This window comes from Streptomyces sp. NPDC088707 (assembly GCF_044752725.1).
Taxonomy (GTDB): domain Bacteria; phylum Actinomycetota; class Actinomycetes; order Streptomycetales; family Streptomycetaceae; genus Streptomyces.
In genome coordinates this window covers 240,630-254,661 of sequence record NZ_JBIVLV010000001.1, presented here as the reverse complement: position 1 = coordinate 254,661, position 14,032 = coordinate 240,630, and the positions used below count along the sequence as shown (strand labels likewise).

General features: G+C 71.9%; 12 protein-coding genes. 11 read left to right on the top strand and 1 reads right to left on the bottom strand.

All coding sequences use genetic code 11. The features are described 5' to 3' along the window. Positions 1-8 precede the first annotated feature (8 nt). From ACIP84_RS01240 to ACIP84_RS01220, 5 genes are all read left to right on the top strand, one after another. Entirely contained in the window at positions 9-1,247 is a 1,239-nt protein-coding gene (locus tag ACIP84_RS01240; RefSeq protein ID WP_401793082.1) for a cytochrome P450, read from the top strand. A 398-nt stretch (positions 1,248-1,645) separates the two neighbouring features. Beyond that, entirely contained in the window at positions 1,646-3,385 is a 1,740-nt protein-coding gene (locus tag ACIP84_RS01235; RefSeq protein ID WP_401793079.1) for a lysyl oxidase family protein, read from the top strand. Positions 3,386-3,757: 372 nt separating this feature from the next. Beyond that, positions 3,758-4,459: a hypothetical protein gene (locus ACIP84_RS01230; RefSeq protein ID WP_401793076.1), complete on the top strand. Its 702-nt coding sequence runs from the start codon at positions 3,758-3,760 to the stop codon at positions 4,457-4,459. Further along, entirely contained in the window at positions 4,456-4,869 is a 414-nt protein-coding gene (locus ACIP84_RS01225; RefSeq protein ID WP_401793073.1) for a hypothetical protein, read from the top strand. The genes ACIP84_RS01230 and ACIP84_RS01225 overlap by 4 nt, the downstream gene beginning before the upstream one ends. Positions 4,870-5,263: 394 nt before the next feature. Beyond that, entirely contained in the window at positions 5,264-6,166 is a 903-nt protein-coding gene (locus tag ACIP84_RS01220) for an SMP-30/gluconolactonase/LRE family protein (RefSeq protein ID WP_401793070.1), read from the top strand. Between the two features lie 186 nt (positions 6,167-6,352). Here ACIP84_RS01220 and ACIP84_RS01215 read toward each other — a convergent pair whose 3' ends face one another. Continuing rightward, positions 6,353-6,976, bottom strand: coding sequence for a DJ-1/PfpI family protein (locus tag ACIP84_RS01215; protein ID WP_401793067.1), 624 nt, complete (start codon positions 6,974-6,976; stop codon positions 6,353-6,355). A gap of 88 nt (positions 6,977-7,064) precedes the next feature. On the opposite strand from ACIP84_RS01215, the gene ACIP84_RS01210 reads away from it, so the two are divergent. From ACIP84_RS01210 to ACIP84_RS01185, 6 genes are all read left to right on the top strand, one after another. After that, entirely contained in the window at positions 7,065-8,402 is a 1,338-nt protein-coding gene (locus ACIP84_RS01210) for a PLP-dependent aminotransferase family protein (RefSeq protein ID WP_401793065.1), read from the top strand. Positions 8,403-8,635: 233 nt separating this feature from the next. Next, a complete protein-coding gene (locus ACIP84_RS01205; protein ID WP_355965333.1) occupies positions 8,636-8,851 on the top strand; it encodes a DUF6243 family protein in 216 nt (71 codons plus the stop codon). A 190-nt stretch (positions 8,852-9,041) separates the two neighbouring features. Beyond that, the gene (locus ACIP84_RS01200) at positions 9,042-10,229 is read left to right on the top strand and encodes an FG-GAP-like repeat-containing protein (RefSeq protein ID WP_401793062.1); all 1,188 of its coding nucleotides are present in this window, start codon (positions 9,042-9,044) and stop codon (positions 10,227-10,229) included. 245 nt (positions 10,230-10,474) lie between these two features. Next, positions 10,475-11,476: an MDR family NADP-dependent oxidoreductase gene (locus ACIP84_RS01195; protein ID WP_401793059.1), complete on the top strand. Its 1,002-nt coding sequence runs from the start codon at positions 10,475-10,477 to the stop codon at positions 11,474-11,476. A gap of 15 nt (positions 11,477-11,491) precedes the next feature. Further along, positions 11,492-11,905, top strand: coding sequence for a MerR family transcriptional regulator (locus ACIP84_RS01190; protein WP_401793056.1), 414 nt, complete (start codon positions 11,492-11,494; stop codon positions 11,903-11,905). Between the two features lie 10 nt (positions 11,906-11,915). Next, positions 11,916-13,871, top strand: a complete 1,956-nt coding sequence (locus ACIP84_RS01185) for a hypothetical protein (RefSeq protein ID WP_401793054.1) — start codon at positions 11,916-11,918, stop codon at positions 13,869-13,871. Positions 13,872-14,032 lie beyond the last annotated feature (161 nt).

Below are 14,032 nucleotides of genomic sequence, written 5' to 3'. Positions count from 1 at the left end.
GACCTGCCATGACGCGAACCCTGCTCCACCAGATCCTGGACTACGCCAACCGGGCCGACCCGTACCCGATCTACGAGGAGCTGCGGAAGACACCGGTCCACCACGAGGCCGACGGTCCGTACGTGATCAGCACCTACTACGAGATCCGCAGCCTGCTGCACGATCCCCGGATCAGCTCCGACGCCCGCAACCAGGCGTCCGGCAGCGCTGACCCGCTGGCGGAGGCGTCACCCGAGGAGAGCGCCCTGCCGCCGAGCTTCCTACGGCTCGACCCGCCGGAGCACGACCGGATGCGACGCATGACGAACCGGCACTTCGGCCCGCCGCACTCCCCCCACCGGGTCGACGGAATGCGTCCGGAGCTCCACGACATCGTCGCCGGCCTCATCGACGGCCTCGGCGACCCGGGCCGGATCGACCTGGTGGAGGAGTTCTCCTACCCGTTCCCGGTGACGGTGATCTGCAGACTGCTCGGAGTACCGCGCGAGGACGAGGCACGCTTCCACACGTGGGCGGACACCCTCGCCGCCAGCCTGGACCCCGACCCGGACGCCGATCCCGCCGAGCGCGGCAAGGGCGCGGCGCACGAGGCCCGGATGCAGCTGGGCATGTACCTCGCCGGCCTGATCGAGGAGCGCCGCAAGAACCCCGGGGACGACATGCTCTCCCAACTGGCCACGGCGAAGGGCCCGGACGGCCCGATGGCCACCATGGAACTGCTGAGCACCGCGGCGCTGCTCCTGATCGCGGGGCACGAGACCACGGTCAACCTCATCACCAACGGCATGCTGACCCTGCTGCGCCGTCCCGACGTGCTCCAGCGGCTGCGCACCGAACCGCGACTGGCCGTGCCCATCGTCGAGGAGCTGCTCCGCTTCGAGCCGCCGGTGCAACTGCTCCCGGGGCGCACCACCCTCGCCGACATCGAGGTCCGGGGCGTCACCATCCCCAGGGGCTCCACCCTCTGGCTGGTCCTGGCGTCCGGCAACCGCGACCCGCAGCGGTTCGAGGACCCGGACCGCTTCGACCCGGACCGCCGGGACATCCAGCACCTCGGCCTGGGCAGCGGCATCCACAGCTGCTTCGGCGCACCGCTCGCCCGACTCGAGGCCCAACTCGCCCTGGCGGAGCTGGCCCGGAGACTGGAGAACCCCCGCCTGCTCGACGACCCGCCCCCGTACCGCCGGAACGCCGTACTGCGCGGGCCGCGCCATCTGCGGATCGCCTGCGACGGCATCCGACCGTAGTACGAGGCGCGAGGTCCCGCCCCGCCGCGCATCGTCTCGCCCCGCGCCGCCGCGCCCCGCCCGCCCCTGATGCCCTGGGCCCGCCCCTGACGCCCTGGCGCACCGGCTCGTGACTGGCGCTTTCGGGCCACCTCGGATCTTCCCGACGCGCTCCCGAAACCGGACCCCTTTCCCATGGTGAGGTGCCGCTTCGGCAGCCGTGCCGGGCGTTCGGCGCGGGAGCGTCTTCCGGCCAACATCGTGCTGTTGTGGCTCTCCGGACAACCGGATGTCCGATGTCCTCCTCTCATAGCTCGGGGCGCACCGAGCGACCCGCACCGCGTGAGCCCCGGGCCGGAGACGTCCCGCCGGGCCGCGGCCGATCTGCTTCCGCACAGCACCCGGAGGACGAGAGAACGATGAGTACGACGCGCACCAACCGGCTTCGACGGCCGCTGCTCGTGGGGACCACGGCTGTCGCCGCCGTGGCGGTGACAGCCGGTTTCATGGCAGCCGCGCCGGACCAGGCGACGGCCGCGACGGGGCCCAAGCTGAGCCTCGTCGCGGCGACCGGCTCGGTCACGCTCACCTCGTGGAAGGAGGAGCCGGGCGTCTACCTGGACCTGGGCACGTACCTCACCGCCGAGGGCAGGCCGCTGGAGCTGAAGGTGACCCGGAAGTCCTACAAGGACCCGGTGACGGTCACTCAGGCCGTGTTCGAGGGCGGCAGGACCAAGGCGAAGACGCTGCCCCTGGGCACCGTGAAGGACTTCTCCGGACTGCCGGGCTTCGCCGAGATCACCATCACCGACAAGAACGGCAAGGTGGTCGCCACCCGCGCGGAGAGCTTCTGCCCGAACAACGCCAGCGGACGGATCCGGCCCGACGCGCCCGCCACCTCGAAGTATCCGGAGAGCTGCCCCACCAACCCCTTCACCCTCGGCTCGGTATGGGGCGTCGAGAAGGGGTGGGCCGCCAACACCTACGGCGGTTCCTACACCACGCCCGTGAAGCTCGCCGCGGGCTCGTACACGGCCAAGGTCAGGGTCGCCAAGAAGTACCGGGACCTCTTCGGCATCGCCGACAAGCCCGCCTCGGTGAAGCTCACCGTGGAGGAGCGCAGTTGGGAGAACGGCCGTGCGGCCGCCGCCGGGGAGCACGCCGGGCACGGCGCCGCCCACCAGGCCCCCTCCGCCCACGCCGGGCACGGAGCAGGACACGCTCCGTCCCCCGCTCAGGCCGGCGCACCGCAGACCAGCGGCGCGGGCCCCTCGTACAACGTGGGCCACGGTCCGCTGAAGGCCGCGCCCCCGGCCCTGCCGTGGGCGCTGAAGGTGCAGCAGGCCGGCCGCGCCGGCTTCCGGGCCGCCGGTGACACCCCCGGGCAGACCGACGGTTCGCGCAAGGCCCCCGCCCTCACGCCGCGGTCCGCGCGCCCCACCGGAACCCCGTCCGTCCCGAACGTCCCCAAGCCCGACCTGCGGTCCCTGCCGGCCTACGGCATCACCATCAGTGACGGCGGCATCCAGGACGTCCCCGGAAAGGACTACCTCGCCTTCAGCGCGAACGTCTGGAACGCCGGCCCGGCCCAGCTCGTCGTGGACGGCTTCCGCTCGCCCGGCAAGGCCAAGATGGACGCCTTCCAGTACTTCTACGACGCCCAGGGCAAGCAGGTCGGCTACACGCCCACCGGCACCATGGAGTGGGACCCGCGCCCGGGTCACGTGCACTGGCACTTCACCGACTTCGCCAGCTACCGGCTGCTGAAGGCCGACAAGAAGGAAGCGGTCCGCAGCGGCAAGGAGGCGTTCTGCCTCGCGAACACCGACGCCGTCGACTACACGGTGAAGAACGCCAACTGGCACCCGAACAACACCGACCTGTCCACCGCCTGCGGTCAGGAGAACTCCATCTCCGTCCGCGAGGTGCTGGACGTCGGCTCCGGTGACACCTACACCCAGGACCTGCCGGGCCAGTCCTTCGACATCACGGACCTGCCCAACGGCACCTACTACATCCAGGTCCTCGCCAACCCGGCCAAGCGGCTGAAGGAGACCAACCTCGACAACAACAGCGCCCTGCGCAAGGTCGTCCTCGGCGGCACCCCCGGCCGGCGGACCGTCACCGTCCCCGCGCACGACCTCGTGAACGCGAACTGACCGCAGGTCGATCCCCGCAGCATCCGCCGAGCCGGCCCGAGAGGGCCGGCTCGGTCGTCATCCGTCCTACCCCCGCAGGACGTACCCCGCAGGACGTCAGGTGCACGGATCCGACGCACCCTTTGATGATCAGCCGGTGGTCACGGCGTCCTCGGCCGGCGGGGCCTCCGCCTCGACGGGCCACTTCGTACGGCGAGGAGGTCGTCGTCTCCGGCTCCTCGCCGCCCGTCGCGGGAACGGAGGAAGGGGTTCGCGGCCGCCTGGCCGGCAACCTCCTGAGCCGGTGTCGGGTGGTTCTCGGCCTTCTGACCTCGCCCTATCGTTGGCCTGAGCTATTGTGGAGAGTGATCGATTCGGGGATGATTCCCCGCCGTGACCATCTCCGGCGCCGTTGTACTCGGCGTGCTCCTCATCGTGCTCTACCGCGTCGTCAGCACCCCCCGAAACGCCGACGGGTGGGTCGGAGACGACCGCTTCGTGGCATCCTCCTACGGCCTTCCACCCCGTGCGCAGCTCGACTCGCGACGCGCGGGTCCGCCCCCGCCCGCCCACCGGGCGGACGAGAGGCAGGCCGTGGCAGAGGCTGCCTGGGAGGGGGACTGGAAGTCCGCCGAGCGGTACGTCAGTGCGGCGGGGGAGGACTGGGACGAGCGCTGGGCCCGGCTGGAGCTCCTGCAGCATGTCGCCGGGGAGGACGACGCCTGGCTCGAAGCCTGGCGCGCTGCCGAGCCGGGCAACTGCGACGCGGCCACCCTCCACGCGAGCATCATGGTGCACCGTGCCTGGGAGATCCGGGGCAGCGGCTACGCCCACGAGGTCATGTCCTCGGACATGGACCGCTTCCGCGCGATGCTCCCGGCCGCGATCCAGGAGGCGGAGCGGGCCGCCCTGCTCGACCCCGCGAACCCGGGCCCCTGGGTCGTCATGATCACGGCGGCGCGCGGAGCCCAGTACAGGCGGGCGCGTTTCAAGCCGCTCTGGGAGGGGTCGCCCGCGCGCCCCACCACTACGAGGGGCACTGGCAGGCCCTCCAGTACTGGTGCGCCAAGTGGTTCGGCAGCGACCGTCGCATGATGCGTTTCGCCCGCCAGGCGGTCCGCAAGGCACCGCCGGGCAGCCCCCTCGCCGGGATCTACCTGCACGCGCTGAACGAGCTCACCGAACGGCACAGCGCTGTCGCGATGTCCGCCACGCTTCTGACGAGGAAGACGCTGAAGCAGGTCGCCACATCCTTCGAACAGGTCGCGCCCGACGACGAGCGCCTGCCGGGCCTGCGCCACCTGCTGGCGTACCACATGCTCCGGTCGATGCTGTACAAGGCCGCCCTGGAGCAGTTCCGTCTGATCGGGCCGTGGTGCGGTGCCCAACCCTGGCGCAGGAACGGGAACGCGGTCGCGGCCTTCGATGCGGCACGCGGCACCGCCGCGAAGCGCTCCCGGACCCGCCCCGTCCCGACCCCGCCGGTCTACGGGATGGGCCGTTAAGGCCTTTCGGGTGACCTGACGGCGTTTCGCGCGGCTCTGACCCCACGGTGGAGGAGCCCGCGCCCGCGTGCGGCCTCCGGCGCCGCACACACCTGGACCGGCGCGGCCCTGGGGAGGGGCGGACGGGGACCACCACTCAGGCTGCTCTTGCCCCGTCGACGTGGGTGACGGGGAGGCCGGTGAGCGCCTCAGGCTCCGCCTTCTCCTTCGGCCGCGGCGTTCTGAGGTCGGTGTCCGGGGCGTTGGGGTGGCCTCGGGGCGGACGGGCGGCGTGGTTCCCGCATCGGTCGGTGCCGCTTCCTATGGTCGGGACAGGTGCGGCAGCGGGCCGGCCGCTCAGACCTGATGGGGAGCCATGGCACGTACGACGGCAGGGTCCGGAACGGTGACGTCGGTGCCTCTCAAGGGGCGCGTCTCGCGGCGATGGGCCCGTCGGCTCGCCGCCGCGGTGGGTCTCGTGGCACTGTGCACGCTGCCCACGACGACGGCGGACGCGACCCCGTCGCCAGAGGGCCGCCCCTCCGCGCACGCGCCCCTGTACGTGTCCGACTACGGCAACAACCGGGTCGTCACCCTGCCCGTGGGAGACGGCGATCAGACGACCGTGCCCTTCGAGGGCCTCCTCCGGCCGACAGGCATGGTCGGGGACGAGGCGGGCCGCCTCTACGTGTCGGACACCGGCAACAACCGTGTGGTCGTGATGGCGGCGGACAGCAGCGGTCAGTCCACCGTCCCCACCGACGGCCTGTCGCGCCCCCTGGGACTCGCCCTGGACCGGGCGGGGAACCTCTATGTCGCCGACAGCTTCAACGACCGCGTCGTGAAGGTGTCCTTGACCGACGGCACCCAGACGACCGTACCGACCACGGGCCTGCTGCACCCCTGGGGGCTGGCGCTCGACGCCGCCGGGAACCTGTACGTCTCCGACTTCGTCAACGACCGCGTCGTCAAGGTGGCCGGTGACGGAAGCGGCCAGTCCACGATCCCCACCGCCGGCCTCTCCCAGCCGACCGGACTGGCACTCAGCGCCGCGGGGGACCTCTACATCGCCGACAGCGGCAACAACCGCGTGGTGAAGATCGCGGAGGGCGGCGGCCAGACCACCGTACCCACCAGCGGTCTCAGCGACCCGCTCGGTCTGGCACTCGACGGCTGCGGCGGCCTGTACATCGCCGACGGCTTCCACAACCGAGTGGTCCGCGTCCAGGAGACCGGCGGTGGCCAGACCACCCTCCCGTCCACCGGCCTGAACACGCCGACGGGCCTCGCCTTCCTGTCGACGGGCTCCCGCCCCTGAGGCACCGTCGGAGTGCTCAGGCGGGTACGGATGAGTCCTCCTGCGGCCCGGCGCGCACGTGACTCGCACAAGAGCGGCCCCGCGATCGGTCCTCGCGGCCCGTCACCCGACAGCCAGGGTGTGCCGTCGGCGTTCCTGGAGGGCCCGCCCGGCTCCTACGGAGCGCGCGGCCTCGAAGTCGTCGTGTCAGGCGAGTGTCTGCGAGGCGAGGGGCAGGTAGGGGGTGATGTTGCGCCTGGCGTGCTCGACGTACAGCTCCTTCTCGCCCACCGGGGCGACGTAGTGCAGCGCACTCTCGGCGGCATCGCGGCCCTGGAGGCGGGTGATGATCCAGGCGGCGAGGTACGGCGAGGCCAGGCAGCCGCCGGCGGTGGCGACGTTGTCCTTGGCGTAGAAGGGCTGGTTGAGCACCTCGACGCCGGCGGCGACGACCCAGGGCCTGGTGGTCAGGTCGGTGCAGGCGGGAACGCCGTCGAGCAGACCGAGCTTGGCCAGCACGAGCGCGCCGGAGCACTGCGCCGCGATGAGCTGGCGGGACGGATCCAAGCCCCGGAGGACCCGCATGATCGCGGGATTCTCGACGACCTCGCGGGTGGCGATGCCGCTGCCGACGATGACGGCGTCCGCGGCGCACGCCTCCTCAAGCGTGGACATCTGCTCGATGACGACCCCGTTCATCGACGTCACCTTGGGGCTGGGCGTGGCGATGGTGACGCGCAAGCCGTCGGTCCTGATCCGATTGAGGACCCCGAGCGCGATCAGGGAGTCGAGCTCGTTGTAGCCGTCGAAAGTGAGGATGGCGATGTGCACGGCGGATGTCCTTCCGGCTGGGCGGGGTCTGACGGTAAGGACCCGCGAACAGGACAGTCAAAGAATTGTCATGCATACAATGCGGCTCATGGCAGCTCCGCGCTACAAACAACTGGTCGACGCGTTCGCATCCGACATCCGGTCGGGGCGACTGACCGCAGGCGCGCGGTTGCCGACACACCGTGCTCTCGCCGCCCGCGAGGGCATCGCCCTGGTGACCGCGACGCGGGTGTACGCGGAACTGGAGTCGAGGGGCTTGGTGAGCCGGGAACAGGGACGCGGCACTTTCGTGCGTGACGTCACGGTTCCCGCCGGCCACGGCATCGATCAGCAGGCCGTCGCCACGGATGCGGTCGACCTCAGCTTCAACTACCCGTCGCTGCCCGGCCAGGCCGACCTCCTTCGGCAGGCCCTGCGGGAGGTGGCCGCCTCCGGTGACCTCGACGCGCTGCTGCGCTACCAGCCGCATCGAGGGCGCCCCCAGGACAGGGCCTCGATCGCACGGCACCTGAGCCGCCGGGGCATCACCACGGACGCGGACCGGATCGTCATCGCAAGCGGTGCTCAGCACGGCCTGGCCATCACGGTCATGGCCACTCTGAAGGCCGGCGACGTCGTCGCGGTCGACGCACTGACCTATCCGGGATTCAAGGTGCTCGCGCATGCCTTCCAGCTCGACCTGGAGCCCATCCCCGTAACCCCTGGAGGGCCGGATCTCGATGTCCTGGAGAAGCTGTGCGCGACGCGGCCCGTGCGCGCGATCTACGCCATGCCCACGTTGCACAACCCTCTGGGCTGGGTCGTGCCGGCGGCCGACCGCACCCGCCTGATCAAGATCGCCCGGCAGCACGGTTCCCTCATCATCGAGGACGCCTCGTACGCCTACCTGGCCGAGGACCCGCCACCGCCCCTGACCGCGTCCGCGCCGGACATCACCCTCTACGTCTCGGGGCTCTCCAAGAGCATCGCCACCGGTCTGCGGGTCGGCTTCGTCGTCGCTCCACCGCCTCTGCTGCCGTCGCTGGAACGCGCGATCCGGGCGACCACGTGGAACACCCCGGCCCTCACCACCGCCATCGCCTGCCGCTGGCTCGACGACGGCACGGCGGACCACCTGGAAACGCGGAAGCGCGACGATGCCAAGGCCCGCCAAGCACTCGCCGGCCAAGAACTGGCGGGCCTCCCTCTCGTCAGCCACCCCTCCTCCTACTTCACCTGGCTCCCGCTGCCCGACGACGCCCGCGCCGACCGTCTCACCGCCACCCTCGCGCGGCAGCGCATCTCCGTCTCCACAGCGGAGCCGTACACCACCTCGACCCACACACCACAGGCACTCCGGCTCGCCCTGGGCTCCGCCGACCCGGACCGTCTCCGCGCGACGCTGCGCACGGTGCGACAGGTCGTCCTGGAGGACGCCTGTACGTGAACTCCTCCCGACCGACCCCGGGCCCCCACCGAAGGCCCGGCCGGCGCCGGGACGGCAGGAAGGTTGGTCGGCGGGGCCGACTGGACCGGGTAACGTCTTTGTCATGTTCTTCCAGACGCCGATCTACGAGTGAGGGCGTGACGGGCCCGGCCGACGCCGTACTCCGAGGCAGCGCTACCCGTCCCCGCACCGATCAATCCGCAGATCACCTCACACCACCAACGGGAGAACCCGTGACCGACAGCAAGAACATCAACAACCCCGTGGGCCAGGGCGGCGGCCAGCGCAAGAAGCTGTCCCGTGCCGAACGGCAGAACAACGGTCCGCACCGCAACCTCGACCGCCAGAGTGCAGCCGACAAGAAGGCGGAGCTGGTGCGCAAGATGCGCGAGAAGACACACGGAGCCACGGGCGCCGCGCAGACGAGCGACGACGCCGCACAGAGCTGACGCATCGCCGCCGCAGGACGGCAACACACGGGGCAGCTCCCGGACCACCATGCGCGGTCCGGGACCTGCCGCCGTACCCGGGGAGCCGGTGGCCACGCCAGGGGCACCTGACCAGCTGGTCCGTGGGCTGGGGTATCTTCCTGGCGCGGCACGTCGAGACTCTTCTCCGCGCCGCCCAAGGGAGGAATCCATGCGCAACACTCTGCTTCAGCGCGCGGTCGCGTTGGCCGCGACGCTGGGGCTCACGTCGCTCGGGCTGCTCGGGGCCGGCGCGGCGCCCGCGCGGGCGGCGACCGGTGACTGCCCCAAGGGCTACCTCTGCGGCTGGGCGGACGGCAACGGCGCCGGCTCGATGTTCAGGACGAAGACGAGCATGCCCACGCTGGGAAGCTGGGACAACAAGATCCGGATGCGATACAACCGCACGGACGTGAACGTCTGCCTCTTCGACGAGAAGAACTACGCAGGCGGGTACACATGGGACACCCCCGACCAGTCCTATCCGACCAACGGCGGCAGCCCCGAGATCAGCTCCGTCAAGATCGTACCCACGCTGCGCGAGTGTGAGTCGGACCCGTATCCCTCCTGGGAGACGGCGGCCTCGCCGAAGGTGGGCGGGTTCGGCGACCTGAACGGCGACCGCCGGGCGGACGCCGTCCTGCGTGACGAGGCCGGGCGTCTGTGGTTCCTGCCCGGCAACGGCACCGGGCGCCTGATCGGCTCCGGCGGCTGGAAGGCGTTCGACGCCCTCGCGCGGCACGGTGACTTCAGCCGCGACGGTCGCGAGGACGTGATCGCCCGCGAGAAGGCCACCGGCAGACTGTGGCTGTACCCGGGCACCGGTAGCGGGGGCCTCGGCGCGCGCAAGCTCGTCGGCAGCGGCGGCTGGAACTCCATGGGGCGGCTCGCCGCGTTCGGCGACCTGTCCGGCGACGGCCGCTCCGACCTCCTCGGCGTGGAGAAGACCACCGGCAAACTGTGGCTCTACCCGGGCACCGCCGGCGGGGGCCTCGGTGCGCGCAGGCTCATCGGCAACGCCGGCTGGAACGGCATGAACGCACTCCTCGGCGCCGGAGACATGACCGGCGACGGCCGGGCCGACCTCGTCGCCCGGGAGAAGGCCACCGGGAAGCTGTGGCTCTACCCCGGCACCTCGACCCGGACTCTCGGCGCCCGCAAGCTCGTCGGCAGCGGCGGCTGGAACTCGATGGACCACATCCTGGCCGTCGGTGACACCTCCGGCGACGGACGACCCGACCTGGAGGCGTCCGACGGGTCCTGGCTCTACCAGTACCAGGGGCTCGCCGCCGGGGGCCTGCGCAAGGTCGACAACCTCAACGGTTCCTGGTGGGCGCTGGAAGGTGCCACCGCCTTCTGATCCGCCCGTGAACGGCCGTGCCGCCCGCCCGCGGAGGCGGGCGGCACGGTTGCTGCTCGCTGAGCGGGAGCCGCAGGCCGGAGCACGTACGGCGGCTCGGTTCGCTGGAGCGACTTCTGCAACACGGCGACGGCACGACACCGGCCCCCCCGGCGGGCCGGCTGCTGTGCGTGACCTCCGAGTACGGGCCCTGGCCCCGGCCAGGGCTTGCCCCTGCCCCACGGGTCAAGGTTTAGCGTCCGGCCATGGACACGACTCATCAGCTTGTACGCCTGCTCCGTCGCCCCGCTGCACTGCCGACCCCGGACGACTTCACCCTCGTACAGGCCCCCGTTCCCAAACCCGAGGACGGCCAGGTACTCGTCCGCAACACCCATTTCCTCGTCTTTCCTGGCTTGCGCACCCTCATCGGAGGCGAGACCCGTGATGTGCCGCTGCCGCCGCTGCACCCCGGCGACACCCTGTTCGGGCCCGCGATCGGCGAGGTGGTCGACGGCCCGCTGAAGAAGGGCCGGCTGGTTCTGCACCTCCAGGGCTGGCGGGAGTACGCGACGCCCGGCGTCGACGAGTGCAGGCCGTTGGACGGCAGCCTGCCCGACCCGGTGGCCCACCTGGCCCAGGGATCCGCAGCCTACGGCGCGCTGACCCGCCTGGCCGAAGTACGAGAGGGGGACACCGTGTTCGTGACGGGCGCCGCCGGCGCCGTGGGCACCCTGGCAGGCCAGATCGCCCGTCTGCTGGGAGCCGCCCGAGTGATCGGCAGCACCGGCTCACCGGACAAGGCCCGGCGACTGGAGCGGGAACTCGGTTACGACGCCGTCGTGCTGCGCGAAGGGGCCCCGTTCGGCGAACAGCTCGCCGAGGCTGCGCCGGACGGCATCGACATCGTCCTCGACACCGTGGGCGGGGAGCAGTTGACGGCCGCCGTCCATGCGGCGAACCGGGGCGCCCGGTTCGCCCTCGTGGGCGCGCTGGCCGGTCAGCTCTCCCCGGATCGGGCGGGCGGGAGTGCGCCCGCTGTGCTCGACACGTACCGGTTGCTGACCAGAGGCATCAGGATCTCCGGCTACAACGGCATGGATCACCCGGATGTCGAAGGAGAGTGGGAGGCCCGCTTCGGGGACTGGCTGCGGGCAGGCGACATCCGGTTCCCGTACACCGCGGTCCAGGGAATGCGGCACGCCCCGGAGGCGTTGCCGCGACTGATCGCCGGCCGCTCCTTCGGTGCGGCGATCGTGGAGCTGTAGACACGAGGAGCGGGCATGCGGATCGGTGAAGCAGCGGCAGCGGCCGGCACCACCCCACGCGCTCTGCGCCTGTACGAGGCCCGCGGCCTGCTCCGACCCCCGCCACGTACTGGGTCCGGCCAACGCGAGTACGCCCCCGCCGATGTGGCACGCGTGCGCGTCATCCGGAATCTGCTGGCTCTGGGCCTCACGCTGGAGGACGTGCGCCGCCGCGCCCACCGACTGGACCTCCTTGTCCAGGACCCGGCGGGGTCCTGCGACAGCCGCCCTGGCGAGTTCAACGGTGTCGTGGCCGATCGCCTGGCAACCCTGGACGCCGAGATCGCCCGCCTCACACACCTACGGCGGAGCCTCGCGGCGGCGGCAGGTGGGCAGGACGTGACGGAACACCGAACGGCCGGGCCTTGTCCCGCTCCGGGCGGGCGGTGATCATGATCGCGTGCAACACCGACAGGAACTCCACGGACTGCTCCAAGGCGCCGGACTCACGGTCGTCGAGGACGTGCGCCCGGGCACTCTGTTCCCGCCGGAGGCCGGCTGGAGGATCGCGCGGGGGATCGCGGCGCCGGACGGCGCGGTGCGGGAAGCGCTCGACACCGTGTGGTGGCGCCGCCTCGCAGATGCCGAAGGCGAGTTCCTGGTGGCCGTCCTCGGACACCGGGTAGGCGGCAACGACACCTGGTGGACCCGGGTCCGTTGTGGCGGCGTCGACGCTGCCACCGCCACCATCGACGCCGACGCCGGTGTGCCTGGTCTCACCGGGGGCCCCGGGTTCGTGGCGCTCTCCCTCGACGGCCAGGTGCTCCTCGCGGAGGTGCCCGACGCCGACGGAACTCGGGTGACGGCCCTCGACCGACTGCCGGAGCGGCTGGAGGAGGTGGCCGCGGCCTCCGCAGGCGAGACGGAGGCCGAACGCGCCGACGTCTGGGCGGCGGTGCCTGGCCGGCCGGCATGGCCTTTGCACTGGGCGGAGGGGATCGGGTCCAACCCGGCCGCGCCGGACGACCTGCTGATCCGGCTGCTGGACGTGGAGTGGGGGTTCCTGCACGGCTGCGGCCGGCCCGCCGTACTCGAAGCAGCCGTGGCGCATCCCGATCCGCAGGTGCGCTCGCGCCCCGCGGACACCTTCCGGCCCAAGCTCACGCCCGACCAGTGGGTACGCCTGGTCCGCGCCGAACCGTCGCCGAGCCGGCGCGTGCTCTGGGCCGGGCGTGCCCACGTCTGGGGCGTCGAACTCCCCGGGGACCTGTACGACGACCTCCTCGCCGGCCCGTCCCGCGCTCAGGCCGCCGAACTCCCGGGGCTCCCCGCGCAGCACCTCCCCAGCCTCGTGGCCGACGCCGATCCCCGGGTGCGGGCGACTGTCTGCGCCCGGTGGGAGGACCTCGCCGCGCCGCTGCGGGCGCGCCTGCTGGCCGACACCGACGACGCAGTGCGTACGGCGGCGTTGCTCGCCCACCACACGGCCGTCCCCATGCCCCGCGAGGTCTTCGCCGCGCTGCCCCAGCCCGGGCGCGCGCTCGAACAGTGCCGTCTCTCGCCCGCCCTTGAGGCGGAGCTGGTCCGGGACGAGGACGCGGAGGTACGTCGAGCGCTGGCCGCCAACCCGGCGCTCAGCGCCCACGGCGTCGCCGTCCTGGCGGAGGACCCGTACGACGACGTCCGCTCGGCGGTGGCACTGCGGCCCGACCTCGACGAGGAGCAGCGTGCCGCGGTGCGCCACGACGTCGACCCGACGTCGATGTCGCACACTCTGCCCTGGGTAGCGGGCCTGCACGGTGACGCCGACGCGATGCGACGCCTCGCCGCATCCTCCCATCCACTCGTCCGCCGAAGTGTGGCCCGTGCCCGGCGCCTTCCACCGGACGTCGTGGAGCGTCTGGCCCGGGACGAGGACCGGACGGTCCGCCTGTTCCTCGCCGAGTCGTGCGATGACGCCCCCGCCGAGATGCTGCTGGAGGTCTGGCGCTGGTGGGACGGCAGCTTCACTCACCCCGACCGCCCCCGCAACCACCCCAACTTCCCCCGTACGGGCCTGCTGCGCTACGCCGACGACCCCTCCGGGCGGATGCGCCGTCTGGCCCTGGACGATCCGGAGTCCACGCCTGCCGTCGTCGCGCGCCTCGCCCGCGACCCGGAAGCCGAGGTGCGCCACCGCGCGGCCGAGGATCCCCGGCTGTCCCCGGCCGACGCGGTGCGCCTGCTGAACGACCCGGCGGCCCATGTCCGCGGGACCGCGATGCGCAGTCCGCGGCTACCCGCCCGCGTCCTCGCCGGGCTCCTGCACGACCGCGACACGGCATGTACGGCGGTCACCAACCCGGGGATCCCGGTCCCCGTCCTGCACCGCATCCTGGCCGCGGCGGCGGCGGCAGCCGTGGCGGCCCGACGCTGAACCCGCCGCCCCGTGAAGGTGGGGGGAACTGTCGGCGGAGAGTCGCCATCTGACGGGAAACGCGCCTGCAGCTCCGCAGATCTCTTCTCCGCTGCCTGCTGTCCGCCGCCCGCGCTGTTCGTGCTGAACGCCGACCGGCCTTGCCGTCTCGCTCACGCGGT

Bases quoted from the DNA above. Each gene is read 5' to 3' on its own strand.
- ACIP84_RS01240 (WP_401793082.1), top strand. From the start codon at position 9: ATGACGCGAACCCTGCTCCACCAGATCCTGGACTACGCCAACCGGGCC.
- ACIP84_RS01235 (WP_401793079.1), top strand. From the start codon at position 1,646: ATGAGTACGACGCGCACCAACCGGCTTCGACGGCCGCTGCTCGTGGGG.
- ACIP84_RS01225 (WP_401793073.1), top strand. From the start codon at position 4,456: ATGATGCGTTTCGCCCGCCAGGCGGTCCGCAAGGCACCGCCGGGCAGC.
- ACIP84_RS01210 (WP_401793065.1), top strand. From the start codon at position 7,065: ATGGCAGCTCCGCGCTACAAACAACTGGTCGACGCGTTCGCATCCGAC.
- ACIP84_RS01200 (WP_401793062.1), top strand. From the start codon at position 9,042: ATGCGCAACACTCTGCTTCAGCGCGCGGTCGCGTTGGCCGCGACGCTG.
- ACIP84_RS01195 (WP_401793059.1), top strand. From the start codon at position 10,475: ATGGACACGACTCATCAGCTTGTACGCCTGCTCCGTCGCCCCGCTGCA.
- ACIP84_RS01190 (WP_401793056.1), top strand. From the start codon at position 11,492: ATGCGGATCGGTGAAGCAGCGGCAGCGGCCGGCACCACCCCACGCGCT.